The organism is Serratia sp. H402Y, assembly GCF_051172415.1.
Lineage (GTDB): Bacteria > Pseudomonadota > Gammaproteobacteria > Enterobacterales > Enterobacteriaceae > Serratia > Serratia ureilytica.
Genome location: NZ_JBPIYZ010000007.1, coordinates 56,913 through 83,367 on the forward strand (window position 1 = coordinate 56,913; position 26,455 = coordinate 83,367).

Genomic DNA, 26,455 nt, shown 5'->3' on the forward strand with positions numbered 1-26,455 from the left:
AGCAACGCTGCGCCCCTACGAGGGTTTAACTACTTTCCCGGTGTGGCGAAATTACGCGAAAAATCAGAATCCGAGCGATTGGGCGTTGTCTTTGGTCACTTCCAAAATCTTATTAAACCGAATCACTTTGTGTTCCATATCGACGTCGGCTTTGCCGAGGCCCTCGATCGACAGGTCCTTATTCACTTCTTTGCCCTGCAGCAGCTGGTCGGCCACCGTCACCAGCGCATAACCGGCGTCTTTCGGATCCCACAGCAGCGCTTTCTTGATGTCGCCGCGCATCAGGTAAGGAGCGGCCTGCGCCGGCATGGCGATGCCCACCACCGCGATTTTGTCCTTGGCGCGTTTCTTGGCTACCGCCTGGCCGGCGCCGATTGGGCCGAGCGAACCGAAGCCGATGATGCCCTTCATCTGCGGATAGGTTTTCATCAGATCCAGCGTGGTGGCGTAGGATTTGTCGATGCTTTCCGCCACCGGCAAGCGCGAGGTGACTTCAAACATGTCCGGGTATTTTTCTTTCTGGTATTTGATGGCGGAATCGGCCCAGGCGTTGTGCAACGGCACAGTCAGCGAGCCGACGTAGATCGCGTAGCCGCCTTTGCCGCCCATGTCTTTCGCCAGCTCATCGACGTTGGCCTGCGCGTATTTCTCGCTGTCGATGGTTTCGATGTCCCACTGGCCGATCTGCTGGTCCGGGGATTCATGGGTCAGCACCACGATGCCTTTGTCGCGCGCTTTTTTCAGCACCGGCTCCAGCACCTTGGCGTCGTTCGGCACCACGATGATGGCGTTGACGTTCTTGGCGATCAGATCCTCAATCACCTTGACCTGCGCAGCCGGATCCGGCGTAGACGGGCCGGTCTGGTAAGCGTTGACGTCGAGTTTTTTCGCCGCTTCGTTGACGCCCACTTCCATGCGGTTGAACCACGGAATGCCGGTCACTTTGGCGACCACGGCAATCTCATATTTATCAGCGGCGAACACAGGTGTTGTCGATAACATGCACGCAGAAACCACACATGCATTTAATAATGCGAGGTTAAATTTCATTAGCTGTACCTTTTTTTATCTGTAGGGGTGGCGGTTTTTCCACCGCTGCAGATTACAAAGGAATGGAAGAGGGAGCGTAGCCGAAGTTAATGAAATGTGATCTGCGCACATTTAAGTAAAATACTGGCGTATTTAATGTTAAATAAATGTTTAATTATTTGGCGGTGGTAAATTTACTACCAATTAAACGGCCATAAATAACTTTTTATTAACTTTTAATTAACGTTTTTGCATCATTTTGATGGCTTGGACGCGGAAAAAAATGCCGGCGAAGGAGCCGGCATTGAAGCATTTAATCGATGTGTGAACAAGATCACCTTTGCGCCCGATTACAGCACGCCCTGGGCCAGCATCGCCTCCGCAACCTTAACGAAACCGGCGATATTCGCGCCGTGTACATAGTGGGTTTGCTTGCCCTCGCCGCCGTATTCCACGCAGGCATGATGAATATCCGCCATGATATGTTGTAAACGTACATCCACTTTTTCCGCCCGCCAGCCGATGCGCGCGGCGTTTTGCGCCATCTCCAGCCCCGAGGTGGCCACGCCGCCGGCGTTGGCCGCCTTGCCGGGCGCGAACAGCACCCCGGCGTCGAGGAAGGCGTCGGTGGCCTGGATGGTGGTCGGCATGTTGGCGCCTTCCGCCACCGCTTTCACCCCGTTGCGGATCAACGTCTGCGCCGCCTCGAGATCCAGTTCGTTCTGGGTGGCGCACGGCAGGGCGATATCCACCGGCACGCTCCACGGCTGCTGGCCCGCCAGGTAGGTCAGGCCGCGTTCGCGGGCGTAGTCCGCCACCCGGCCGTAGCGCTGGTTTTTGATCTCCGCCAGGTGCGCCAGCTTCTCGGTGGTGAAGCCGTCTTCGTCCACCAGAGTGCCGCCGGAATCCGACACGGTGATCACGCGCGCGTCCAGCTCCAACGCTTTCTCGATGGTGTACTGCGCCACGTTGCCGGAGCCGGACACCGCCACCCGCATCCCCTCAAAGCCCAGGCCGTGGCGCTGCAGCATGGCGTCGGTAAAGTACACCAGGCCGTAGCCGGTCGCCTCGGGGCGGATCAGGCTGCCGCCGAAGGAGAGCCCTTTGCCGGTAAACACGCAGGCGGTGTTGTTGGACAGTTTCTTCATCATGCCGGCCATAAAGCCGACTTCACGGCCGCCGACGCCGATGTCGCCGGCCGGCACGTCGGTGTCCGGGCCCAAGTGGCGATACAGCTCGGTCATCAGCGCCTGGCAAAAACGCATGATCTCGCCCTGGCTTTTGCCTTTCGGATCGAAATCGGAGCCGCCTTTGCCGCCGCCCATCGGCAGGGTGGTCAGCGCATTCTTGAAGGTCTGCTCAAAGCCGAGGAACTTCAGGATCGACAGGTTTACCGACGGGTGGAAGCGCATGCCGCCCTTGTAGGGGCCGATGGCCGAGTTGAACTGGACGCGAAAGGCGCGATTGACCTGCACCTGGCCGCGATCGTCCACCCAGCTGACGCGGAACTGAATGATGCGCTCGGGCTCCACCAGGCGCTCCAGCAGCGCCTGTTCGCGATAGCGCGGGTTGCGCTCGATAAATGGCCACAGCGAGGTGAACACTTCGCGCACGGCCTGCAGATATTCCGGCTGGTGGGGGTTATGGCGTTGTAACGAGGACAGGAAAGACTCTACCGATACGGCATATTCCATGGATAACTCCTTTTAGCATTAAATTTTCCCCCGCTATTTCTTATAGATTTGGGTATAGGTGATGCCCGGGGGAGAATGTTGTGTCTTTAGCGACTATATCATCGGAGGGCGGTTGATTATCAAGCGATTAATCGGCGTGGCGGCATGAAAAACGCCCGCAGGGCGCGGGCGTTGGGCAGTTAAGTTAGCAAGCGCTTACTTTATTCGTCTTCTTCGTCGCGCAGCGGCACGATCAGCATATCGATGTGCACGGTATTGATCAGCTGGCGAGCGGAAGACATCAGCTTGCTCCAGAAGTCCTGGTGGTGGCCGCACAGCACCAGGTCCATGTCGTATTTCTTGATGGCGTCCACCAGCACCTGCGCCAGATCGCCGCTGCCGCTCAGGGTCTCGGTGATCGGGTAGCCGGCGTTTTGCGACAGCTCGGTCAGCGCCTGGTGAGTTTCTTCAGAGATGCGCTTTTGCATGTCGCCGAGATTGACGTCGATAAGGCCAGTATAGAGATCGGAATAGTTGACATCGACGTGGATCAGAGAAACTTTGGCGTTATACGGCCGCGCCATAGAGACGGCTTTTTCTACCAGGATCTTGCTTTCCGGGGATAGGTCTACCGCGATCAATATGTGTTTGTAAGCCATAAGAATACTCCTTCCATAAACATGCCGATTAAAAAGGGTTAGCAGGCGTTCCGTGTACCCGCCTGGCGCTTTTGGTTCCATAGTATCATTCGGATAACGCAATGATATGTTGGGGCGATCACACTGCGCCGCATCGAAAATCTCTGCGCACGATACCTTTCGTTGTACACCCGCGCGGCGAAAAAGCCTAAGGGTTATGCGGGTTTTAACGGTCTGACCGCTTGAATTATAAGCGTTATTAAACAAAGTATAGCGCTAAATGTGCAATCAGCGCTCCAGATGCGGTTGCAGCAGGCTTTCAAACCACTCATGAAACACCGCCAAACGGCGGGAACGCTGGCGGCGATGGGGGTAGATCAGGGCGATCGGCATGGAGGCGGCGCGGTAACCGGGCAGGACTTCCACCAGTTCACCGGCGTCGAGCAGATGTTGCACGTCGTAGCGCGGGATTTGCATCAATCCCAGCCCGGCGCGGCAGCAGGCGATATAGCTTTCGGCGTTGTTGACCACCACCCGGCTGGGCAAGTCGAGCCGCTGGGTGTGGCCGTCGCCGGTCAGGTATTCCCAGGGGGATTCGCGGCCGGTTCTGGGCGAGGCGTAGCCGATGCTCCAGTGCCCCTCGGCGAGATCGGCGGGATGAAGAGGATGGCCGAATTCGCTCAGGTAGGCGGGGCTGGCGCAGTTGATCAGCGCGATATGGCCGAGTGGGCGCATCACCAGGCTGCTGTCGTGCAGATCGCCGACGCGCACCGCGCAGTCGACCCCTTCCTGCACCAGATCGATGGCGCGATCGGCGGAGCCGAGCACCAGCTGCAGATGAGGGTGGCGCCGCAGCAGGCTGGGCAGCGCCGGCGCGATCAGCCGACGGGCGATGCGGCTCGGCACATCGACGCTGAGCCGCCCGGAGGCCTGCCGTTGGCTGGCCTGAAACGACTGATCGATATCTTCCACCTCGGCCAGCAGCGGGCGCAGCCGTTCGAGCAGCTGTTCGCCGTCGGCGGTCAGCCGCACTTGCCGTGTGGTGCGGTGCAGCAGGCGCACGCCCAGCTGCGTTTCCAGTTGCTGAACGGCGGCGGACACCGAGGCGCGCGGCACCTCCAGAGCATGGGCCGCCCGGATAAAGCTGCCCATCTCCGCCACCTGCACGAATACGCGGTATTGATTGAATCTGTCCATCTCGTTGACCTGCTGTTCCTTGGCGCCGTTTCTGACAGAGAGTGTAGCCGCATGGCGCGGTTGCGCGCGAGCAGGTGCGGTGCCCCCGCCGGGTTTATTTGGTGGTGTAGCCGCCGTTGATCAGGATGGTTTGGCCGGTTACCCACCAGCCGTCGCTGACCAGATGACGGATGAACGGCACCACGTCTTCGATATCGGTCAGGCCGGTTTGGCTGAATGGCGACAGCGCCGCCGCCGTCTTGTGGTAGGCCACGGCGTCCGCGCCTTCCGCCGGGTAGAAGAACGGGGTATCCATCGGGCCGGGGCCGACCGCCGTCACGGAGATGCCGCGCTCGCCGAACTCCTTGGCGGCGGCGCGGGTGAAGTGCTCCACCGGCGCTTTGGTGCCGGCGTAAGCGGCGTAGAACGGCGTGAAGGCGCCGAGCAGCGAGGTGACCAGCGTGCAGATTTTGCCGTTGTCGTTAAGGTGCTTACCCGCTTCTTTCAGGAAGAAGAACGCGGTTTTGGCGTTGACCGCGGTCATCTCGTCGTACTCGGCTTCGCTGATGTCGATCAGCGGCTTTTTCAGCACCTTGCCGACGGTATTGATGGCGATATCCGGCTTGCCGACGGCGGCGACAGCATCGGCGAACAGCTTCTCGACCGCGCCTGCGGTGGTCAGATCGGCCTGCAGCGCGACGCCTTGCGCCCCGGCGGCCTGAATGGCGGCGACGGTTTTCTCCGCCTCGGTTTTGGAGGCGGCGCTGTTGTAGTGGATCACCACCGCTTTGGCGCCTTGCTCAGCCAAATCGCGCGCGATCAGCCCGCCGAGGTTCTTGGCGCCGCCGGCGATCAGGACGGTTTTTCCCTTGATTGAATGGTTTGCCATAACAGTTTCCTTGGATAAGCGTAACGGAAACCTGAGTCTAGCCAGCCTGGGAGGAAAGATCAGCGGCGTGGCGCGGGATAGACTATCCATAAAAACAGCCTAATCGAAAACGGGCGGTTATCGCTTATAACGCCCCGGCAGGTGACTTTTCGGCACAGGGCGGTAAATTTTATCCACTGCTCAGGCCAGTTTGCGTTTCATTAACCTACAATGATGGATGTGGGCCTCATCATTTCTCCTCTGAGTAGAACCATGCCGTGCAAATCTCATCGTGCGGTGCGGCAACGTCTTCGGAGGCGGTGGGTTATGGGCGTGGCCCGTGCAGGCAAAAAAGGGGATGAGAGCGGTAAGCTCCAGCAGAGTATCGGGTAATGAGGTAGGGCGGTTGGACCCGGCGGATGGCCGCGGATAACAACGCCTTGAGGGGGCAATCATGATCAGTACCGTCGCGCTGTTTTGGGCCTTGTGTGTGGTGTGTGTGGTTAACATGGTGCGGTATTACTCTTCTCTGCGCGCGCTGCTGGTGGTATTGCGCGGCTGTGACCCGCTGCTGTACCAATATGTCGACGGCGGCGGCTTCTTTACCGCCCACGGCCAACCCAGCAAGCAGCTGAGGCTGGTGCGTTATATCTTCGCGCAGCGCTATGTCGAGCACCACGATCCGGAGTTTATTCGCCGCTGCGAGCGGGTGCGCGGGCAGTTTATGCTGACTTCGGCCCTGTGCGGCCTGGTGGTCATCTGCCTGATAGCGATGATGATTTGGTATTAATGCCTTTCTGTTTCCCTTGATGCAGGCAAAAAAAAGGCGGCCATGCGGCCGCCTTCCTCATGATGCTTGTCGCTTAGATCAGCTTCAACGCGACCCAATACAGCGCACCGGAAAGCAGAATCGAGATTGGCAGGGTGAGCACCCAGGCCAACAGGATGTTCTTCACGGTTTTGCTCTGCACGCCGCCGCCGTCCACGATCATCGTCCCGGCAACCGCCGAAGAGAGAACGTGGGTGGTGGAGACCGGCATGCCGGTATAACTCGCCACGCCGATCGACAGCGCCGCGGTCATCTGGGCCGATACACCCTGGGCGTAGGTCATGCCTTTCTTGCCGATCTTCTCGCCGATGGTGGTGGCTACGCGTTTCCAGCCCACCATGGTGCCGAGCGACAGCGCCAGCGCGACGGCGACGATGATCCACATCGGCGCGTACTCGACGGTCTGCAGCAGATCCTGACGCAGGTTCTTCAGGAAGCGCTGGTCGGCGGATGAGGTTTCCGGCAGCTTGGCGACTTTATCCGCCGTGTCGGTCACGCACATCAGCAGGCGGCGCAAATGGCTGCGCTGCTCAACCGTCAACTGATCGTAGCTTTGCAGGTTGGTCAGCATGCCCTGAGCCAGCTCGATCGCTGGCATGGCGCGCGAACTGTCGCAGTGGAACTCGGCCGGTTTGCCAGGCGTGGCTTCGTCATCCGGGCTTGGCACCAGCGGCGTCAACGACACCGCATGCGACAGCGCGTCGCCGTGCTGCTGGTAATATTGCTGCAGGTGGGTCACGGCGTCACGCGTACGGGTGATGTCATAACCGGTTGCATTCATATTGACCACGAAGCCGGCCGGGGCAACGCCGATCAGCACCAGCATGATAAGGCCGATGCCTTTCTGACCGTCGTTGGCGCCGTGCGAGAAGCTGACGCCAATCGCCGACAGGATCAGCGCGATACGGGTCCAGAACGGCGGCTTGCGTTTGCCGTCGACCTTTTCACGTTCCGCTGGGGTCATGTGGATACGCTGGCGTTTCTTGGTGCCACTCCAATAGCGGCGCAAGGCGAACACCATCACTCCCGCCACCATCATGCCGACCAGCGGCGAGAACAGCAGAGAAAGGAAAATGCCAATCATTTTCGGGACGTTAAGCGCATCCACGACCGAAGTGTGGGTCATCAGGGCGTTGGTTAAACCGACACCGATGATTGCGCCTATCAGCGTATGGGAACTGGACGCCGGCAGACCGAAATACCAGGTGCCGAGGTTCCAGATGATTGCCGCCAACAGCATGGAGAAGACCATGGCTAATCCGTGTGCTGAACTGACGTTCAACAACAGATCGGTAGGCAACAAGTGGACGATGGCGTAAGCAACACTCAAACCGCCGAGCATTACGCCAAGAAAGTTGAACAAACCTGCCATCACGACCGCAAGTTGCGAGCGCATGGCGCGGGTATAAATAACTGTAGCGACCGCATTGGCCGTATCATGAAAACCGTTGATGGCTTCATAAAACAACACGAACAACAATGCGAGAATTAACATCAGGCCGGTATGGAAATCCAGGCCAGCGAACAAATGCAGCATAAGCGTTACGCCAGTTTGTGGACATGAACGCCGCGCATTATCAGTGACAACCGGTGCCGGGGAAAAGGAAAATATGACGTTTTTTTGATTTGGACATGACGAAATGGTGGTGTGTCTATAACAAAAATATGGAATATCAACGCGTTAATCTGCTCTGACCTCTGTAATATTTTCTTACTATGGCGTTGGCGGCGCGGGGGCTTTACAATCTGCCGCCGTGAATTTGGCGGTGACCGGCGGCGAAACGGCGTAATATGGCGCTCTTTTGTCGCGATTGTGGTTTTGATAAGTGAGGCTCAGGTGGAACAGTTTGATGTCGTAGTGATTGGGGCGGGCGCCGCCGGCATGTTTTGCGCCGCGCAGGCGGGGCAACTCGGTTGCCGCGTGTTGCTGCTCGACAACGGCAAAAAACCGGGCCGCAAGATCCTGATGTCCGGCGGCGGGCGCTGCAACTTCACCAACATGTACGCCGAACCGGCGGCCTATCTGTCGAACAACCCGCATTTTTGCAAGTCGGCGCTGGCGCGCTACACCCAGTGGGACTTCATCGATCTGATCAACCGTTACGGCATCGCCTACCATGAAAAAACGCTGGGGCAGCTGTTCTGCGACGATTCGGCGCAGCAGGTGGTGGATCTGCTGGTCAAAGAGTGCGAGCTGGGCCAGGTGACGATGCGCCTGCGCAGCGAAGTGCTGGGCGTGGAGAAAACCGAGAACGGCTACCAGCTGGCGCTGAATGGCGAAAAAGTAAGTGCTCGCTTACTTGTGGTGGCCAGCGGCGGATTATCCATGCCGGGGCTGGGCGCCTCGCCGTTCGGTTACAAGCTGGCGGAGCAGTTCGGCCTCAGGGTGCTGCCGACGCGCGCCGGGCTGGTGCCGTTTACCCTGCATAAGCCGCTGCTGGAGCATGTGCAAACGCTGTCCGGCGTGTCGGTGCCGGCGGTGATCACCGCCGAGAACGGCGTCAGCTTCCGTGAAAGCATCCTGTTCACCCATCGCGGCCTGTCCGGCCCGGCGGTATTGCAGCTGTCCAGCTACTGGCAACCGGGTGAGTATGTGAGCATTAACTTACTTCCTGAGCTTGATCTGGCGGGCTTCCTTGATGAACAGCGCCTGCAGCACCCGAACCAAAGCCTGAAAAACACCCTGGCGCTGCACTTGCCGAAGCGGCTGGTGGAATGCTTGCAGACCCTGGGACAACTGCCGGAGGCGACGCTGAAGCAGCTGAATGCGCCGCAACAGGCGGCGCTGGTGGATCTGTTGCAGAACTGGCGCGTGCAGCCGAACGGCACCGAGGGTTATCGCACGGCGGAGGTGACGCTCGGCGGCGTCGACACCAACGAACTTTCTTCCAAGACGATGGAAGCCCACAAGGCGCCGGGGCTCTATTTTATCGGCGAAGTGGTGGACGTGACCGGGTGGCTGGGCGGTTACAACTTCCAGTGGGCCTGGAGTTCGGCCTGGGCCTGCGCCCAGGCGCTGGCGGCGCAGGGGCGGTAAAACGCCGCTTGGCCTTGAAACGCGCCGGGTCACATCGACCCGGCATTGAGCTGACTCATTAATTTAATTTTAGTATCGCCGTCGAGAAAACTCGCCTCCAGCGCCTGTCGGTTGCTGCGGTTAAAATCGTCATCCTGCCAGCCGAAGGCGTCATGCAACAGCTGGTACTCCTTGTTCAGCGTGGTATCGACGACGGTGCGCGCATCGGTATTCACGTTTAGCCGCACCCCCCACTTTTTCAGCCGATCTATCGGATGATCGTCGATGCTGTCGAACAAATTGCAGGTGAGATTGCAGCTGGGGCATATCTCGAGCAGGACGCCGGTGGCTACCAGGCGCTCGACGAGCGCAGGGTCCTCGATGCTTCTGACGCCGTGGCCGATGCGTGACACCTGCAGCCTATCTAGCGTCTCCCGCACGCTGTCGGGGCCCTTCGCCTCGCCGGCGTGGGCGATGACGTTGCCGCCGGCGGCACGCACGGCGCGAAAGGCCGCCACATGGTGGGTCAGCGGGTAACGCGCTTCATCGGCGGCCAAATCCAGCGCCACCACGCCGCTTCCCTGATAATCGATAACCAGCTTCGCCGTTTGCAGGCTGGCGGCCGCGTCGAAATGCCGCAGCGTGCATAGGATCAGCCCGGCGGCGATGCCGTAAGCCCGCGAGGCGTTATGCATGGCCGCCAGCACCGTCTCGACCACCGCTTCACCGCTTAACCCCAGCCGGGTATGCAGCAGCGGCGCGAAGCGCAGCTCGGCATAGATGACATTATCCGCCGCCAACTGCGCGAATAAGTCCTCGACGGCCAGCGTTATCGCCTGGCTTGTCTGCAATAGATCTATTTGCGGCGCTATCTTGCTTAGAAAGTCCCCCAGATCGGCGCATCGTTTCGGCGCGACAAATTGCCGATTAAATGCCGTTCTGGTTATTTGCGGGTCGACCTTTTTTAAATAGTGGTAGCTTAAACAGGTATCCAAATGGACGTGTAATTCCACTTTCTTCAATTTTCTTGGATCGAATTTCATGCGGGTCACTTATTTCATTAACGGCTGAGATAACAACGAGAACAGTTTTTCTTTAAACAGGCCGGGCTTAATGCGGGTAATCACGCGCGCATTGGCCGGTTCGCCGGTAAGCTGAGTGGAATCGATGACGTAATGGCCGTAAGACCTCTCACTTTTATATTCTACCCATGAATACGCTTCCAGACTGGTCTCGACGATATCCGGATAGAGCGCCACCGCCATGGTGGTCGGATCGGGCAAATCAAACCCTTTGCGTTCGGTGCGCCGTGCGTTGAACGCCATCAGCGCGCGATTGCAGCGCACGGCAAAGCGTCCCAGTTCGCCGAGGTTATTCAATCGTTCTATATCGCGTTCGTCGATAAAGGCTTCCCCCATGCCGATCTCCCAGCCGACGAGAGTGAGCGGCAGCCCGGCAGTGAGCACCAGATGCGCAGCCTCGGCGTCGGCGTAAAAATTAAATTCGGCCAGCGGGGTGATATTGCCGGGCGTCAGTCCGGAACCGCCCATGACATACACGCGCTTCACCTTTTCGGCCAGCGCGGGCGCTTTCAGCACCGCCATCGCGAGATTGGTCAGCGGCCCCAGGGTGACGATTTCCAGCTCGCCCTTGAGCCGTGCGGCGCAGTCGATGATGGCGTCCACGGCATGAACGGGTTCTACGGCCAAGCGTGGGGTCGGCAAGGCCATGTCGCCCATGCCGTCTTCACCGTGAATATGGTGCGAGTGATAGCGCGTGCGAAACAGTGGTTTCGCCATGCCGGCGTAAACCGGAGGAGCATAGGTTCCCGCTTTTTCCACGCAAATGAGCGCATTTTTGACGCAGTGTTCTAGCGGGCAGTTTCCGGCGACCGCGGTGATCGCTTCCACTTTCACGCCAGGTTCGCGCAACGCCATCAGCAGCGCAACGGCATCGTCGGAAGCGGTATCGGTGTCTATCAGAATGTGTCGCATGGCAATCTCCTCGTAGGGGGTACGGAGAAAATACCCAGGCGGCCCAAGGCAAAAAAGGTCAGATGTCCTTTTTCGTTCTGAAGCGCGTCGGCTATGCTGAACGCAGTCGAAAGCGAGGAGGCAAGACGTTTAAGGATGAGCCTTGGGAGTGAATCGCCTTGAAAACGGTCGGTGACAGCAAGCTAAAAGAAGCGTTCATTGAGGTTCACGATATGCAAACGGCGCTTTCGCCCACGCTGCTCGCCGCACTGCGCCTGGTGAGCGTCGAAGCCGGCGAATACCTGGTGACGCAAAGCGATCGTTTGACCCACCTGTTTTTTCTCGTGCAGGGAAAATTGCAGGTTGAGAATTTTGATGTGAATGGTGCGCACATTGTCTTTTCCTTCGAAACGGATTTCTCGGTAATTGGCGATCTGGAGCTGTTCTCCCAGGCGCAGCGCACGCTGTTCAGCACCGTGCAGGCGGTGACCGACGCGCTGCTTCTCGCGGCACCGATAGAGGTCATCAACAATCACGCCCTGAGCGACCCGGCGTTTCTCACCTTTATCTGCCGGCAATTGAGCAATAAGCTGCTGCATTCCTCCTTGCTGCATGCGAACGGCGTTTTGACGGCGGAATATAAACTGCGAAAATTTTTATTATTCAAGATAAAGAGCGAAGGGGAATTGATTGAGCTGGAAAACCGGGAGGCGTTGGCGGCGAGATTGGGCATCTCCGTCAGACAGCTAAGCCGCGCGTTGGCGCAGCTCGCGGCGGAAGGCATCATTCAGTTTAAAAACAAATCACTGCGGGTGACGGATCGCCAACGGCTGTCTGCTATCGAAGGTAACCAAAGCGGTTAATCGAGCGCCGGCCCTTTCAATTCCACGCGATTGCCGTCCGGATCGCTGAAATAGATGGACGGCCCGTCGCCTTCCGCGCCGTAGCGCGATTCGGCGGGATCAGCGTCGATCCCCTGCGATCGCAGGTAGGTCAGCAACGCGTCTTCGTTGAACGGATCGATGCGCAGGCAAAAGTGATCGACGTTCTGCTGTCTGGCATCGGGCGGCATGCCGCCTTTTCTTCCTAGCATGCCGTTGACGTCCACCAGATCGATCATGGAGGCGCCGGCGCGCAGGTGCACCAGCCCCAAATCCGGTCGCTGTTTGGCGATATCACAGCCGACGATCTGGGTATAAAAACGCAGGCTGTTCTGCATATCGCGCACGCGCAGAACCACATGATCCAACTGTTGCAGGTTGAAAGGGCGCACGGTCATCTCCTTAAATGAACATCTCCTTTACAGCATAAGCGGCGATGGCGGATTTATCCTGTTTCGCGGCGTTGCCGCTTCGCGCGGCCAAACCAAAAAAAAACGGCCGATGGGTGCAGCCATCGGCCGTGGGGCTTGAGTGTTCAAGCGTTAACGAGGGAAGTTACCGCTCAGCGCATCCAGGCCGCCCTGGTAGATGCCGCTGAACAGGGCGATGGCCTCGTCGTCGCTGATGTTGACCGGCGTGAAGCTGCCCGACCATTCCACGCGCGCCACGTTGGCGTCGTCGGTGGCGTGCACTGACAGGGTGGACAGGTAATTCACCACCGGGAACGGCGCCTGCATGATGGAGTAGCTGTAGCTGCGTTGACGGTTATCGAACGCTTCCAGCCGCTCGATGACGGTGCCGCCGTCGGCGGTGGTCAAAGTGCGCACGCGGCCGCCTTGCGAAATGACGCTTTTCGGAATGAACGGCAGCCAGTCAGGCAGGGCGTCGAAGCCGCCGATCAGTTGCCATACGGTGTCGGCGGATGCCGGGATGTCCATTGAGACGGATGTAGTAGCCATTTTCTTTCTCTCTTAATATCGGTTTCGGGTACAGGGTTACATTGCTAGCGTATCTACGACGCCACCGTCGACGCGCAGCGCCGCGCCGGTGGTGGCCGAAGACAGCGGAGACGCGAGGTAAACGGCCAGGTTGGCCACTTCATCAACGTCCGCCGCGCGCTGAATGATGGAGCTTGGACGTTCGGTTTTAACGAACTCGTCGGCCTGATCGCGTGCACTGCGCCCGGATTTGGCCGCCGCATCCGCCAGCATGTCTTGCAGGCCTTCGGTAAAGGTTGGCCCCGGCAGGATGGCGTTGACCGTCACGCCGGTGCCGGCGAGGCGTTTCGCCAGGCCGTGAGACACCGCCAGGTTGGCGCTTTTGGTGACGCCGTAGTTGATCATGTCCGCCGGGATGGCGACGCCGGATTCGGACGACACGAAAATAATGCGTCCCCAACCCTGCTCGGTCATGCTCTGCGCATAGTGGCGCGCCAGCCGCACGCCCGAGAGGACGTTGACGTTATAGAAGTGCATCCACTCGCTGTCGGGCACGGTAAAGAAGTCGTTATCGTTGAAAATGCCCAGGTTGTTGATCAGCACGTCGGCTCTCGGTTCCGCGGCGAACAGGGTTGCAGCCCCGTGTTCCGTCCCGAGATCGGCGACCACGCCGCGCACCTGCGCGCCGGGCACGTTGGCGCTGATGTCGGCGATGGCGTTATCGACCCCGGCTTTCTGACGGCCGACGATCACCACGGTGGCGCCCGTTTTGGCGAGCCCGCGCGCGATGCCGAGGCCGATGCCGGAGGTGGAGCCGCTGACGACGGCGACTTTGCCTGAAAGATCCAGTTTCATCATGTATCTCATCGAGTTAATGGGGTGAATGGGGCCATGCGGCCCCATAAAACTTAACGAATCGGCAGCGGCGCGTTGTCGGCCACCAGTTTCTGACGGCGCATTTCGGCCCAGAATTCAGCCGGGATAACGGCGTCCAGCGCAGCCAGATCTTCGGCCATGCGGCCAGGGCGGCTCGAACCGGGGATCACGGCGGCGACCGCCGGGTTAGCCAGCGAGAACTGCAGCGCGGCGGCTTTGACGTCGACCTGGAAGCGAGCGGCGATCGCTTTGATTTGCGCCACTTTCGCCAGCACCGCCGGGGATGCTTTCTGGTATTCGTAGTGCTCGCCACCGGCCAGCACGCCGGAGTTGTAAGGGCCGCCGACGACAATGTCGACGTTGCTCGCCAGGGCTTCCGGCATCAAACGTTGCAGCGCGCGTTCATGATCCAGCAGGCTGTAACGGCCGGCCAGCAGGAAGGCGTCCGGCTGCGTTTCGCTCAGGCCCAGCGCCAGTTCGCAAGGCTCGACGCGGTTGACGCCGAGGCCCCAGGCCTTGATCACCCCTTCTTCACGCAGACGGGTCAGCGCGCGGAAAGCGCCGGTGCGGGCGATGTTGAACTGTTCAATCCAGTTGTCGCCGTAAAAATCCTGGGCCGGATCGTGGATCCAGACGATATCCAGGCGGTCGGTTTTCAGGCGCTTCAGGCTGTCTTCGATGGAACGCAGCGTGGCGTCGGCGGAGTAGTCGTTGACTATTTTGTTCTTCAAGCCGTGTTCGAACAAACCGCCTTTCTCGCCCAGATCGCGGGCGGAAGTGTCTTCTTCTTCGTCCAGCATGATGCGGCCCACTTTGGTGCTCAGCACATACTCGTCGCGTGGGTAGTGCGACAGCACTTCACCCATGCGGATTTCCGACAGGCCGGAACCGTAGAGCGGCGCGGTGTCGAAGTAGCGGATGCCCAGATCCCAGGCGCCGCTGACGGTGGCTTGCACGTCGTCTTGCGGGATGTTGCGGAACATATTGCCGAGCGGTGCGCCGCCCAAACCGATCTTGCCGGGTAAAATATTTCTGATGCTCATGTCAGGTCCTCAATACGTTATCTTTTCAGGGAAATTGGGGGGCGCACAGTGCGTCTGCCCCGTCACGAGGCTAAAGATAGCGTGGCAAGTTGTGACTTGATAGGACATAATTTGTCTAAGTTAAGTCCTTTGAGGTCTCACATGATCGATTTACGTCAGTTGAAATACTTCGTCGCGGTGGCGGAAGAGGAGCACGTCGGCCGCGCTGCCGAACGGCTGCACATTTCCCAGTCGCCGCTGAGCCGGCAGATTTCCCAGCTTGAGGAACGTCTCGGATTGATGCTGTTTGAGCGCAATCAGCAGCGCATTCGCCTGACCGCCGACGGCCAGACGTTTCTGGCCGAAACCCGCGCGCTGTTGACGCACGCCAACCGGCTCGAATCGCTCGGACGCCGCCTGGGGCGGGGTGAAGACGGCGGGCTGTGCATCGGCTATATCGAAAATGCGATGCACTCCGGCGTCTTGTCGAACGCCTTGCGGTCGCTGCGGGTGTCCCGGCCGGATGTGCACATCGTGCTTTACAGCCAGCCTTCTTCCATGCAGTTGGAAGGGCTGCGGCAGCGTAGCCTGGACGTGGCGCTGGTCAATACGGCGCCGGATCGCGACGATCAGGATTTGGACTATACGCAGGTGTTGGACGATCGCATGTTGCTGGCCCTGCCGCAGACGCATCCGCTGGCGGACAGTGAAACGCTGCAGCCGGCGGATCTCACCGATCAGGCCTGGATCTCGGTGATCCACAAAGAGGATGCCCATTCGCGCGACGATTTCGTGGCGGCCTGCGTGAAGGCCGGGTTCGATCCGGATATTCGGCTGGAAGCGGGCGAGCCGCTGACGGCGCTGGGGCTGGTCGCCGCCGGGTTGGGGATGACGCTGATCCAGCACAGCCTGCGGCATAACGCGCCGCAGGGCGTGGTGCTGCGCGAGCTGCCCTGGATGCAATACACCACGCAGCTGTGGGCAGTGTGGCACAAGGCCAACCTGCGCCCGCTGGTCACCCACTTTCGCGAAGTGATGTCGGCCGGGCCGGCCTGCCACTGATCGCGCGGCGGCGTCCGGCCCGGATGGCGCCCACTACGGCGCAGCGCGCAGGGCCGCGACGATCGCCGCCAGTTCGGCGCGCTGCTCGTCTGCCAGCGCGGGCTGCGCCTGCGCGGCATTCTCCGCCAGCAGGGTTTGCAGGCCGATCAGCCAGTCATAGATATAAAACGCGGTATTTTTGGTCGGCGTCGGCGCCAGCCGGGTTAGCCGCTGCTGGCCACTCCAGTCCACCGCCGGCTGCGGCGGCGGGGTAAAGATCGGCTGGCCGGGATTGACGCGGCTCTCGGGGCGTGTGGCCGCGTCGCGCCGCTGGAAGCCGAGCCAGGCGACGAAGTCGCCCAGTAGCGCCAGCGCCTGGCTGATCTGCCGATCTTCACCCTGTTCCGGCAAGCTCCCGGCGCACAGCGTGCGCTCCAGTTCGTCGTCGAGCCGCAGGCGGCAGGCGGCGCCGATCAGCGCATCGACCAGCAGTTCGAGGTGCGGCCTGTCGACGCCGAGCAGATCCAGCAACCGGCGGCTGTCAGGCAGCGCGCGCAGATGGTTGACCCAGTCGGCGAAGATCCGCGCGGCGAAAGGCGATGCGGGCTGCTCGCCGGGCGCCGCAGGGTCTTGCGCACCGAACAGATCGATATCCAGCCCAAACGGCGAAGTCGGCGTCGTCTGGGACGGCGTCGTATGCTGCTGTTGCTGATAAAGCTGGCGCAGCGTATCGCGCTGGGGCAGCAACCGTTCCAGCAGTTCGCCGTGGCGGCCGGCCTGCGCCTGCAACGCGCGCAACAGCTGCTGGGCGCGTTGCTGCGCCGCGTGCGGATCGGCGACGGAGAGCCAGTTGCCGAGCAGGCTTTCCGTCAGTTCGCGCTGCAACTCTTCACGCTGTTCGAGCAAGCGCGCTTGTTTGTGGGCCGGGCGCGCCTGTGCAGCCAGGTAGTTCACCATCCGGCGGCAGTCCTGTTCATCCAGCGCCAGCAGCGTGGCCCAGCTGTCGCCGGGCTCGCCGACCTGACGCTGGACGGCATCGTCGGGCCGCGCTTTGCCTTCCTGACGCAGATCGAACGGCGTGATTGCCCAGATTAAACCGGGCTTGCGGCGCTGGCGCAGCGCCGGGGTTTCCCCCTGGGTGTGGTTGACCCAATCGGCGAGCGCCTGGCCGACGCGCGCGGCGTCCTGCGGCGTGGCGGCGGCATCGGTCACCAGCAGCAGGCTGGCGTGCAGGCCGTCGGCGCAACGGGCCAGTAAATGGGCGCGCTTCGCCTGCTGCAGACGCTGCGCCGGCTCTGCCTGCGGACAGATGCGGCTGCCGGGCAGGTCGATCAGCGCCACGTCGGCGGGCAAGCCTGCCTGCGTCGTCTGCGGCAGCAGGGTGGTCACTTCTGCGGTCAGCCAGGCCAGATCGCTCAGTGCGATCTCCCGTTGATCGCCGTTTTCGGTCATGACGGCGATCGTGGCGTTTTCCGGTGCGGCGCTTGCGGTCAGCAGCGCCAACGCACGGCGCGGGGCATTAACCCGTTTGCTGCCGTCGAGCGCCTGCAACGCGTGCGCCAGCTGGCGGTAACGCGCCGTCAGCGTCGCTTCCTCTCCCCACAGCGGCGCAAACAGGCGCGCGCGGTCATCGATGCTCAACTGCGGCGCCAGCGTCACCGCCTGCGGCCAGAAGTGCCTGTCGAGCGTGGATTGCTCTTTGTCGCCGTGGCGGCGCAGGCTGTCCCACAGCGCCAGTACGGCATTGCCGTCGAGGCCATCGATGGCGATCGCCTGTCGGTGGCGCGTCAGCGCTTGCAGGTGGTCGGCGATGGCGCGGGCGTCCCAGTCCGTGCGGAAGCCGCTCATCGCGGCGGCGTCAATCGTCATGGCCAACCACTGCGCTTCATCGAGCAAGGCGAGGGCGATCGGATAATCGGCGGGCCCCGCCTCGGCCGCCGTGCAGTAGCGCACCGCGAGCGAAAGGTCCGCGTCGAAGCGTTTCGCGCCGGGCGCCAGCGCCGCCAACAGATGGGCTTTGGCGGCGGCGTTGTGGCCATATAAACCGATGGCGACCTGCGCAGGCCGTGTGTTTTCCAACAGTGCGGCGCGGTTATGGCAACGCCGCAAACGCTGTATCAGCCGATCGGCTTCCCGCTCCAGGCGGGCGGAGTGACGGCGTGCGGCGTCCACCCAGTCGATCGCCTGCAAAATGCCGGCGCTGAGCGCGTTATTCGGAGCCGCTGGGGCGAGGGTTTGCGTGTTCATCGTGGGTAAATGCTCCCGCTGTCTATCCAGTAGTGGGTCGCACCGGAGGCGCTGGCAGCCAGGGTATTGAGTTTCAGTTGCAGGTGGTGCGCCGGGACGGGGCTGCCGTCGGCCAGCAGCGCCTGGGCGATCTTGACGCTCTCGGCGCCCTGCTCGGCGCTGGCGGTGATGGCCAGCCGCAGGCCGATCACCGCGTCGCCGGCCAGCTTGCGCGCCAGCTGGGCGTCATTGATGGTCAGCGTATAGAGCGGCGAGGCCGGCCAGCGTTCGTTGTCCAGCTGGCGGAAGCCCAGACGCAGCGGGCCGCGCAGCTGGAAGCTGCCGGCGGGATCGAGCGCGAAATCGGCGCGATCCAGATCGATGTCGCGGTAATAGACGTTATCGTCCGCCAGCATGTTGTTGCCGTCCAGCATGCCCAGATAGCGAATGGTGGAGTAGGGCTGGAAATCGCCGACGTTGAAGTAAAAGCTCTCCAGCCGCAGATCGATCGCCAGCAGGCACAGCATGGCGCCCACGGCAGCGGTGGATTTCGGGTTGTCGATGCGGCCGCGTTTGTTGAATGGGTACCAGCTGCGGGTGTGGTAGCCCTCGAGCGGCAGAATGCGGCTGGCGGGCAGCGGCTGCAGATGGCGCAGCAGCGCCTGCACGCCGGGGAAGCGCGCCGGGCGGCCGGTCAGCAGCAACACGTCGCAGGTGTACAGCGCCACCACTTCGGCCAGCAGGCGCAGACAGCGGCCGATGCCGATGCGATCGGACAAGAAAGCGGCGTGCAGGTCGGCCAGACGGATCACCAGCGGGGTGTGCAGGATATCGAAGGCGTCGCTGTCGGCTTCGCGCTGCACTTCGCCGTTGATAAACGCCAGCACCTGCGGCGTCGGCCGCTGCGGCAGCAGATCGCCGAGGCCGGCGGCGATTTCCGCGCGGCTGTCCAGCGGATCGTACTGCTCATAGGCGGCGAGCAGCGCGCGTCCGGCGGGCATGAAGATCTGCAGCGCGGCCTGTTGACGCAGGGTGGAAAGCCCGTCCATGCGCCCTTCGTTGCCGAACAGTTTGTCCATCAGCGCCGCAGCGGCGCTCACGCCGGCGGCCTCGAACGCCTGTTGCACGGCGGGCAAGACAAACTGCTGGATGATGTCCAGCAAGATATCGTCGCCGGCGACCTTAAAGCCCTCGCGGAACAGCAGGCGCGGGTTGATTTTGATGTTGTTGCCTACGCCGTCATCGAGCGAGTAGTGCGTGATCGCCAGATCGGTGGTGCCGCCGCCGATGTCGATGGAGGCGATGCGCAGCGTCTTGCCGGGCTGTTCACCCGGCGTCAGCGGCCGATCGGGCCGAGCCATGGCGGCGAAGAAGGCGTCGGTGCGGCCGGCGAAGTTCACCTGGGTTTCGTTGTACAGATAGACCATCTGGCCGCAGGTGGCTTCGTCCCACTCGATCTGCACCTGCGGCGCCGGGAAGCGAGTGTGCGCGCCGTCGAACGGCGCATCCTGCGGGTGCCAGCCGAGGGCTTTCCACACCAGCCCGATCGCTTCCTGCATGCGGCGGCGGAAGATCTCGCGCTCCGGCTTCGGCATCGCCGACGGCAGCGTCAGGATGATGGCGCGTAAACGGCGCGGGGCGGCGGCGTTCGGCATGCGGCTGCGCTGGGCGATGCTGTTGATCTGCATCAGCGCCTGCGCCAACAGCTCGCTCAGCATCAGGCTCATCACCGCGCTGCGGCTGTAATGGGCGGCGAACACCGGCAGCCGTTCGGCCGTCGGCAGGGCGGACAGCGGCACGCCCTCGTCGTTGATCAAGGTGGTCAACGGCGCGGCGGCGGCCATCGGCTCGTGACGCTCGTTGAAGCGCCAGCCGGGCGCATAACGCTCTTCGTCCCACAGATAGCGGCGCGGGCTGGAGATGCCGGTGGTGCCTTCATGCCCTTCGCGTCGCTGCGCCAATTGCGCGGCTTCACGGCCGACGCGGGTGATGGACGGCCATTGGAAGGCGTCGTCGCGTCCGCTCTGGAAGGACAGATGCGGCTTGCCGAACGCGGCCCGAGAAAACTCCACCCGGCTCTCGAACAGTTCGTTGTAGACGTGATGCGGTTCGGACAGCGAGCGCAGCTGCAGCTCATAGGTTTGCTTCAGGCCGTTGCTCTCTTCCGGATGGTCTTCGACCAGCACGCCGCAGGTGTGAGAATTGCCGACGTCCAGCACCAGATCGACGTCGATCGCCGGCTGTTGCAGCGTCGCCGCCGCCATTTTTATCTGCGGCACCGTCAGCTGATGGCCGAGCATGTGCAATAGGTTGAGGTAGTGCGCCTGATACTCGAAGGTTTTCAGCCCGGCGTTGATCTCCGCCTCGGCGCGCTGTTCCCGCTCGGCGGCGCGCTGGCTGAACGCCTCGCGCAGCCAGCCGTCCACCCAGGTCAGATCGAGGAACTCGCCCAGCTCGTGGTTGCGGTGCGCCAGCGCGAAGCTCAGATCGGCGCCGAGATCGCTCTCGCCCGGCGCCAGCGCTTCCTGGCCGGGCACGGCGGCGCGGGTATCGAAGGCCAGCACCACCCGCAGCAGGTTGCCGTCCTGATCCGGTTCATCCAGTTGCACCACCTGCAGGCGAGCCCAGTTATCCGGGCCTGACAAAAATATCCCCGAGGCGGTATAGCGCAAGAACGGCAACGGCAGCCAGAGCTTATCCAGCAGGCGCAGCGACTGCTGCAGCGGGTAGCTGAACTCCGGCCGCACCACTTCGGCGGCTTGCCCGCCCTCGGCCGGCAGCTGATATTTGCCGCTCTCGGCCTCCCATTGCAGGCGCAGCAGCGGGCCGCTGGCGGTCTTGCGCACGAATTTGCCGGGAAACTCGGCGTCCAGCCGCGGGGTCAGGGCAAAGTCCATAAACTGAATGCCGCTGTCCTGAATCAGCGTAATGCCGTGTTTGTAGTCCGTAAGGGGTGCCAGCATCATTTACTCTCGCGCTTGAACGTCATGGGATAGGTGGTGTCCGCATCGTAGCGGCCGGTGCATTCCGCGGCCCCGGTCTCGCCCTGGCGGCAGACGATTTCCGGGATCTGGTAGCGGCTGCCGTCGCTGCAGCGCGCTTTGGTGCGGCTGTTGATCACCAGATTGCCGGACTGCATTAGCCCGGCCTCGACCGCCACCCGGCAGGTGACGCCGTCGCCGTAGGCGATGACGGCGCTGCCTTTGCCCGCGTTCAGGCGGTATTGCAGGCTGGGGCGCTTGCCGGTGATCGGATCTTTCAGCGCCACCGTGGCGCGCCATTTGCCGTTAAGGAAACGGGTGGAGCCGGCCTTCACCGCCTCGGGCGGCAGCACCAGCGCATTTTTGTCCGCCGGCTGTGGGATGACCGGCGCCGGGGGCGGCGGCATCAGCGTGGCATGCGCCAGCGGCAAGCGCAGCTCAGGCAACGGCGCGGCGGTTTTTTCCGGCGGTGCCGGAGGGCGCACCTCAGCCGGCATCGCCGGTTGCGGCGGCGGTGAGCGGTGCAGCCAGGCGGCCAGCGCCGCGCTGCCTAGCAGCAGTACCGGCAACAGCCACAGCGCGTGGCGTCGACGCGGGCGAACAACGGCGGGGGATTCGGCGGGCGCCGTCGGGGCGGGCACCGGTTCAGGCTCGGCGGCCGGGGCCGGTTTTACCGGTTCGACAACGGCCGGTTTGCGCGGCGCGGCGGCGATCGGCGCCGGTTTTTCCACTTCCGATTCGAGCGGGCGCAGGCAGGCTAACGGATCGTCCGGGCTCTGCGCCTGCGGTTTGATAAAGCCCCAAAAGGTCAGCACCGGCCGATCGTCCACCAGGTAGACGTGGTTGGGATCGGGAATATGCATCGCTTTGGCCAGCAGCGCGCCGAACAGGCGGTGGCTGGGGTGATCGGTCGCCCGGGTCTGTTCGGTCAGGCTGCGGAAGGTCGCCAGACAGTGTTCCAGGTGGCGCACCGCCTGCGCGCGCTGGGCATCGCTTGCCGCCAGCCAGGAGGTCACCTTGCCCGGAAAGGGCGCATACCAGTCGATGCGCGTGCCGCTTTCGTTCGGCTGGGGGATCGCCAGACAGTCGGCGGCCTGCTGCTGTCGGCGAAGACGCAGGGTTTCCCGCAGCTGCTGCGCGCAGGCGTAGATCGGTTGCCCGTTTTCGCCTAAAGCCAGCACATCATCCAAACTGCCACTGCGTAAGAAGGGTTTCACCACGGCGCCGCACCTTGTCCTGTTCTGCAAAAACGCATAAAAGTCGATGGTACCCCGCCGGCGATGCCGCCAAACGGCCAAGGACAGCCCGAAAAACGCCCTTCTTTGACGTTAGCGGCGCACTTTGGCAACCGGCACAGTGAAAATCTCGCTATCTGGACCTGTCTGTGAACCGCTTTATCTGAAAAATAGAACGCAGCCCCGGCAAGCGACGCCGGGGAACGATGTTCTCTTTCACTATGACCTCGCCTCGCGGGTTGCCGATTTCGGTATGCCTCAGGCGTGCGGAGCATTCGCATGATGGACAGTCAGTCTGAAAAAACGCTTGTTGTTACCCCTGCTCATCCCGCCGTCGGGCATTCGGCTCAGGGCTGGATGAACGGTTTCCTCGGCATGATTATCTTCAGCGGCTCGTTGCCCGCCACCCGGGTGGCGGTGCTGGAGCTCGATCCGCTGTTTCTGACGGCGATCAGGGCGGCGATCGCCGCTTTGCTGGCCCTGTGCGCGCTGCGGATCACTCGCCAGGCGCGGCCGACTCGGGCCGATTTGCCGCCGTTGCTGTTTGTAGCGCTCGGCGTGGTCATCGGTTTTCCGCTGCTGACGGCGCTGGCGCTGCAGCACACCACCTCGGCGCATTCGCTGGTGTATATCGGCCTGCTGCCGCTGGCGACCGCCGGTTTTGGCGTCTTGCGCGGCGGTGAGCGCCCCAAGCCCGCTTTTTGGGCTTTTTCGGGCATTGGCGCCGCGCTGGTGGGGGCGTTCGCGCTGAGCCAGGGGAGCGGCGGCGCCTGGCAGGGAGATGCGCTGATGGTCGGCGCGGTGCTGCTGTGCGGTTTGGGTTATGCCGAAGGCGCGGTGCTGTCGCGCCGGATCGGCGGCTGGCAGGTGATCTCCTGGGCGCTGGTGGCGGCGTTGCCGTGGACGCTGGCGGCCGCATGGTGGGCGGCGCCGGCCGCTTGGCCCGTCGTCAGCGGCGCCGCCTGGCTGTCGCTGGCTTACGTCTCGGTGTTCAGCATGTGGATCGGCTTTATCTTCTGGTATCGCGGCCTGGCGCAGGGCGGCATCGCCGCCGTCGGGCAATTGCAGCTGCTGCAGCCGTTCTTCGGCCTGGCGCTGGCGGGCTGGCTGCTGCAGGAAACCGTCCAGCCGATGATGATCGCCGTGATGGCCGGCGTGGTGGCTTGCGTGTTCGGCGCCAAGCGCTTTTCTCGCTAGGCCCCGTTGCGGGCGCAGGCGCGGATCACCTCGCCGAGCCGTTCTACCGCCTGCTGCACCTGGCGGTCATCGTAACCGCCCAACCCCAGCACCAGACCCGGCTCACCGTGGCCGGGCGCATACATCGGCGATACCGCCCGCAGCGCCAATCCGGCTTCGTTGGCCTGCTGGGCGACCTGCACGTCGTCGAGATCTTTCCTCAGCCACAGCACCATGTGCATGCCCTGATCGCAGGGCTGCACCCTCCCCAATTCGGCCGGGATGCGCGCGTTGATCGTCTCGATCAGCACCCGGCGTTTCTCGGCGTAGACGCCGCGCATTTTGCGGATATGCCGGTCGAGATACCCTTCGGCGATAAAGGCGGCCAGTACGTGTTGATCCGCGCTGGGCGGGTGACGATCCATCAGGATCCGGGCGCCGCAAAAGGCGTCGACCAGCGGCGGCGGCACGATGGCGTAACCCAATCGCAGCGAAGGGAACAGCACCTTGCTGAAGGTGCCGAGATAGAGCGTCCGCTCGGGCGCCAACCCTTGCAGCGAAGGGAACGGGTGGCCGGCGTAGCGCATCTCGCTGTCGTAATCGTCTTCCACGATCCAGGCCTGCCGTTCTCTGGCCCAGGCCAGCAGGGCGCTTCTTTTCGCCATGCTCATCGGCATGCCCAGCGGATATTGATGCGACGGCGTGACAAAAGCGGCGCGGGCGTCGGCGGCCAGGCGCACGCCGGCGGCAACGTCGATGCCGTCGTCGGCGACGGGCACCCTGATCATGTGCCGATCGCGAAACAGGCTGTTAAAAAGGGCGGTGATGCCGGCGTAGGCGGGATCCTCGACCCAGGCGCTGTCGCCGGCGTCCAACAGGATCTGCGCGGCCAGATACAGTCCCTGCTGGGTGCCGGCGGTGATGAGGATTTGCTGCGGCGTGCAGTTTACCGAGCGGGAACGGCGCACATAATCGCAGATGGCTTCGCGCAGCGGCAGGGCGCCCAACGGATCGCCATAGCCGGACGGGGCGCCGGGGCCGCGCGCCCGGATGCGGTTGCCGAGCCGCCGCCAGATATCGTCGGGCGCGGTATCGCCGATCGGGACCGACACGGTGAATGGCACCGACGGCAGCGCCCGCGCCTGGGCGGCAAAGCGCGCCAGATGCTGCGCCTGTGAAGAAAGCGGCACGGCTGTGGCCGGAGCGGTTTGCACCGTGGCGTGTGGCGTGCGGCGCGGCGCCTGATAGTGGGCGACCCGGGTGCCGGAGCCGGGCTGCGGTTCAAGAAAGCCTTCCGCCGTCAGTTGAGCAAACGCCTCCAATACCGTGCCGCGCGCCAGATTCAGCGCCGCCGACAGCCGGCGCGTCGAAGGCAGCAGATCGCCCGCTTTCAGATCGCCTTTGTGGATGGCCCGGCGCAGTGCCTGCGCCAGTTGGTGGCTTAGCTGCCCCGCTTGGCGGTCAATCTCGCCGAGGGCGGGGACGTCAACGACTTGGGCTGTTCTGGGCATGCATTCCGGCTCGCTGTGCAGTGCAAAAATGAGTATTCAGAGTAAACCACTCTGTCGGCACTCGCGAGTCCGTTGTCAGTCAACTCAGCCCGCGCTGATTCAGCAGCACCTTATTCAGCTCGCTGTTTTTACGCACGTTGAGCTTGCGCATCGCCGAACGCTTATGGGCGCTGATGGTTTTCTGGCTGCGCTGCAGCAGGCCGGCGATGCTGCAGGCGGACATGCCGCTGCTCATCAAACCCAGCACCTTTTTCTCGCAGTGGCTGAGCGCGGCGATGCGGCAAGCCTGGCATTTCCACTGGCCGGCGGCGTGCAGCGCCACCCATGGATGCAGGATGAACTTTTCCAACGCCATCTGCAGCTTGAGGCGAATGGCGTAGGCCGAATCGCGCCGATGGATGCTGAACAGCGGCGGCAGGTTTTTCACCTGTTGCTGGGTCGCGTCGTCGAGGATCAGCAGGGTCAGCTGCCGCTGGCGCGGAACGCCGTGAGGGCTTTGATAACAACAGGCGCAGCCCCAGCGCTCTTCCGGCGTGCGGAACACGATTTCGATGTTATCCAACGCCTGCAGCGCCAGCGGCGAGAACTGCGGGTACCGGCGGTGGCATTCGTTCAGGGAGTGCAGATAGTCCTGCAGCAGCAGACGCAGCCCCTGCTGGTAGAAGTTATCGCTGTCGAACAGCGTGAAGCGAATATCTGGCATGGGTGACTCCTTAAAAAGCCGTGGCGCCGCGCCGGAGCAAACGGTGACGGCCCATCGCCGGCGTTCGCGCGCCGGTCGTTTTCCTGATTTCCCTGGGACGGTGCGGGGCTTATTGGTACGCCAGCACAAAATTGGCGATGGACGTGAATTCGCCTTCGGTAATGCTTTGGTTTTGAATCGCGCTGGGCCGCCCTTGCACGTAGGCGGTGAAGTTCAGGCTGTTGGGGCCGTTTTGCAGCGCGACGGCGCTGGTGGCCTTATTCAAATCGATGTCTGCGCCCTGATGATCGAACAGGGCGATGGCGGCGCCGTTCGCGCCGTTGTTGATCGCCAGCTTGCCCGGCAGCTCACCGTCTTCGGTGCCGCTGAAGGTTACGCTGACGGATTTGAATACCGTGGTCTTGCAGTCGGTCAGCTTGATGCTGAACGGTACCGGTGTGGTGTGGCCGTAGCGATACAGGGTTTTGACGATCACCGTGCCCATCTCCACCAGCTGATCGGCGGACTGCGGTTCGATATTGCACGGCCGGCTCACCACGGTACCGTGGAACTGCACCGGCGCGCCGATAAGCTCGGTGTTCGCCGCCGCCGGCATGGCGGCAAACCACCAGGACGCGCAGCTGAGCAGCGCTAAAGCGCGTAGACGCATTTTCCGTTCCTCCC

23 protein-coding genes are annotated in these 26,455 nt (G+C 62.2%); 5 read left to right on the forward strand and 18 right to left on the reverse strand.

All coding sequences use genetic code 11. From position 1 onward, the window contains the following. Positions 1 to 63 precede the first annotated feature (63 nt). The 5 genes from ACSBQS_RS22720 to ACSBQS_RS22740 all read right to left on the reverse strand — a co-directional run bounded on the left by ACSBQS_RS22720 (position 64) and on the right by ACSBQS_RS22740 (position 5,405). Positions 64 to 1,050, reverse strand: a complete 987-nt coding sequence (locus ACSBQS_RS22720; RefSeq protein WP_033636379.1) for an autoinducer 2 ABC transporter substrate-binding protein — start codon at positions 1,048 to 1,050, stop codon at positions 64 to 66. A gap of 329 nt (positions 1,051 to 1,379) precedes the next feature. Further along, positions 1,380 to 2,723, reverse strand: coding sequence for an NADP-specific glutamate dehydrogenase (gdhA, locus tag ACSBQS_RS22725; RefSeq protein ID WP_016930438.1), 1,344 nt, complete (start codon positions 2,721 to 2,723; stop codon positions 1,380 to 1,382). A 200-nt stretch (positions 2,724 to 2,923) separates the two neighbouring features. Further along, positions 2,924 to 3,361 (reverse strand): universal stress protein UspA, encoded by a 438-nt coding sequence (gene uspA, locus ACSBQS_RS22730; protein WP_004930988.1) that lies wholly within the window; start codon positions 3,359 to 3,361, stop codon positions 2,924 to 2,926. A gap of 267 nt (positions 3,362 to 3,628) precedes the next feature. Then, a complete protein-coding gene (locus ACSBQS_RS22735) occupies positions 3,629 to 4,537 on the reverse strand; it encodes a LysR family transcriptional regulator (RefSeq protein WP_033645350.1) in 909 nt (302 codons plus the stop codon). 94 nt (positions 4,538 to 4,631) lie between these two features. After that, positions 4,632 to 5,405, reverse strand: a complete 774-nt coding sequence (locus ACSBQS_RS22740) for an SDR family oxidoreductase (RefSeq protein WP_033651782.1) — start codon at positions 5,403 to 5,405, stop codon at positions 4,632 to 4,634. A 433-nt stretch (positions 5,406 to 5,838) separates the two neighbouring features. Here ACSBQS_RS22740 and uspB point away from each other — a divergent pair, with 433 nt between their 5' ends. After that, complete coding sequence (gene uspB, locus ACSBQS_RS22745; RefSeq protein WP_004930978.1) at positions 5,839 to 6,174, forward strand: universal stress protein UspB; 336 nt, start codon at positions 5,839 to 5,841, stop codon at positions 6,172 to 6,174. 73 nt (positions 6,175 to 6,247) lie between these two features. Here uspB and pitA read toward each other — a convergent pair whose 3' ends face one another. Then, positions 6,248 to 7,750: an inorganic phosphate transporter PitA gene (pitA, locus tag ACSBQS_RS22750; RefSeq protein ID WP_033645348.1), complete on the reverse strand. Its 1,503-nt coding sequence runs from the start codon at positions 7,748 to 7,750 to the stop codon at positions 6,248 to 6,250. 300 nt (positions 7,751 to 8,050) lie between these two features. On the opposite strand from pitA, the gene ACSBQS_RS22755 reads away from it, so the two are divergent. Further along, positions 8,051 to 9,250 carry an NAD(P)/FAD-dependent oxidoreductase gene (locus ACSBQS_RS22755; RefSeq protein ID WP_434991360.1) on the forward strand — a complete coding sequence of 400 codons (1,200 nt, stop codon included), beginning with the start codon at positions 8,051 to 8,053 and terminating at the stop codon, positions 9,248 to 9,250. A gap of 29 nt (positions 9,251 to 9,279) precedes the next feature. Here ACSBQS_RS22755 and add read toward each other — a convergent pair whose 3' ends face one another. Both add and ACSBQS_RS22765 read right to left on the reverse strand, forming a co-directional pair. After that, a complete protein-coding gene (add, locus tag ACSBQS_RS22760) occupies positions 9,280 to 10,272 on the reverse strand; it encodes an adenosine deaminase (protein WP_069100681.1) in 993 nt (330 codons plus the stop codon). A 9-nt stretch (positions 10,273 to 10,281) separates the two neighbouring features. Further along, positions 10,282 to 11,223: a nucleoside hydrolase gene (locus ACSBQS_RS22765; RefSeq protein WP_033645346.1), complete on the reverse strand. Its 942-nt coding sequence runs from the start codon at positions 11,221 to 11,223 to the stop codon at positions 10,282 to 10,284. Between the two features lie 158 nt (positions 11,224 to 11,381). On the opposite strand from ACSBQS_RS22765, the gene ACSBQS_RS22770 reads away from it, so the two are divergent. Beyond that, positions 11,382 to 12,065, forward strand: a complete 684-nt coding sequence (locus tag ACSBQS_RS22770; RefSeq protein WP_047026517.1) for a Crp/Fnr family transcriptional regulator — start codon at positions 11,382 to 11,384, stop codon at positions 12,063 to 12,065. Here the strand turns inward: ACSBQS_RS22770 and ACSBQS_RS22775 are convergent. From ACSBQS_RS22775 to ACSBQS_RS22790, 4 genes are all read right to left on the reverse strand, one after another. Continuing rightward, positions 12,062 to 12,481, reverse strand: a complete 420-nt coding sequence (locus tag ACSBQS_RS22775; protein ID WP_342165000.1) for a VOC family protein — start codon at positions 12,479 to 12,481, stop codon at positions 12,062 to 12,064. The two genes, ACSBQS_RS22770 and ACSBQS_RS22775, sit on opposite strands and share 4 nt — an antisense overlap. Positions 12,482 to 12,625: 144 nt before the next feature. Then, positions 12,626 to 13,042, reverse strand: coding sequence for an SRPBCC family protein (locus ACSBQS_RS22780; RefSeq protein WP_047026516.1), 417 nt, complete (start codon positions 13,040 to 13,042; stop codon positions 12,626 to 12,628). 36 nt (positions 13,043 to 13,078) lie between these two features. Then, positions 13,079 to 13,876 carry an SDR family NAD(P)-dependent oxidoreductase gene (locus ACSBQS_RS22785; protein WP_033645342.1) on the reverse strand — a complete coding sequence of 266 codons (798 nt, stop codon included), beginning with the start codon at positions 13,874 to 13,876 and terminating at the stop codon, positions 13,079 to 13,081. Between the two features lie 53 nt (positions 13,877 to 13,929). Beyond that, the gene (locus tag ACSBQS_RS22790; protein ID WP_047026514.1) at positions 13,930 to 14,940 is read right to left on the reverse strand and encodes an aldo/keto reductase; all 1,011 of its coding nucleotides are present in this window, start codon (positions 14,938 to 14,940) and stop codon (positions 13,930 to 13,932) included. A 141-nt stretch (positions 14,941 to 15,081) separates the two neighbouring features. Between ACSBQS_RS22790 and ACSBQS_RS22795 the strand changes: the two genes are divergently transcribed. Next, positions 15,082 to 15,981 (forward strand): LysR substrate-binding domain-containing protein, encoded by a 900-nt coding sequence (locus tag ACSBQS_RS22795; RefSeq protein ID WP_123062028.1) that lies wholly within the window; start codon positions 15,082 to 15,084, stop codon positions 15,979 to 15,981. 33 nt (positions 15,982 to 16,014) lie between these two features. Here the strand turns inward: ACSBQS_RS22795 and ACSBQS_RS22800 are convergent, their stop codons facing one another. Genes ACSBQS_RS22800 through ACSBQS_RS22810 form a run of 3 tightly spaced genes read right to left on the reverse strand, consistent with a single transcriptional unit; the run spans position 16,015 to position 22,387 of the window. Then, a complete protein-coding gene (locus ACSBQS_RS22800; protein ID WP_434991361.1) occupies positions 16,015 to 18,207 on the reverse strand; it encodes a virulence factor SrfC family protein in 2,193 nt (730 codons plus the stop codon). Further along, a complete protein-coding gene (locus ACSBQS_RS22805; protein WP_182074194.1) occupies positions 18,204 to 21,149 on the reverse strand; it encodes a virulence factor SrfB in 2,946 nt (981 codons plus the stop codon). Before ACSBQS_RS22805 ends, ACSBQS_RS22800 begins: the two co-directional genes overlap by 4 nt. Next, positions 21,149 to 22,387 carry an SrfA family protein gene (locus ACSBQS_RS22810; RefSeq protein ID WP_197666846.1) on the reverse strand — a complete coding sequence of 413 codons (1,239 nt, stop codon included), beginning with the start codon at positions 22,385 to 22,387 and terminating at the stop codon, positions 21,149 to 21,151. Before ACSBQS_RS22810 ends, ACSBQS_RS22805 begins: the two co-directional genes overlap by 1 nt. A gap of 297 nt (positions 22,388 to 22,684) precedes the next feature. On the opposite strand from ACSBQS_RS22810, the gene ACSBQS_RS22815 reads away from it, so the two are divergent. Next, entirely contained in the window at positions 22,685 to 23,599 is a 915-nt protein-coding gene (locus tag ACSBQS_RS22815; protein ID WP_342165065.1) for a DMT family transporter, read from the forward strand. Here the strand turns inward: ACSBQS_RS22815 and ACSBQS_RS22820 are convergent. From ACSBQS_RS22820 to ACSBQS_RS22830, 3 genes are all read right to left on the reverse strand, one after another. Next, positions 23,596 to 25,089 (reverse strand): PLP-dependent aminotransferase family protein, encoded by a 1,494-nt coding sequence (locus ACSBQS_RS22820; protein WP_033651776.1) that lies wholly within the window; start codon positions 25,087 to 25,089, stop codon positions 23,596 to 23,598. The two genes, ACSBQS_RS22815 and ACSBQS_RS22820, sit on opposite strands and share 4 nt — an antisense overlap. Positions 25,090 to 25,168: 79 nt before the next feature. Continuing rightward, positions 25,169 to 25,792: a LuxR C-terminal-related transcriptional regulator gene (locus tag ACSBQS_RS22825; RefSeq protein ID WP_033645336.1), complete on the reverse strand. Its 624-nt coding sequence runs from the start codon at positions 25,790 to 25,792 to the stop codon at positions 25,169 to 25,171. Between the two features lie 109 nt (positions 25,793 to 25,901). Further along, positions 25,902 to 26,441, reverse strand: a complete 540-nt coding sequence (locus tag ACSBQS_RS22830; protein ID WP_046687944.1) for a fimbrial protein — start codon at positions 26,439 to 26,441, stop codon at positions 25,902 to 25,904. Positions 26,442 to 26,455: the final 14 nt, after the last annotated feature.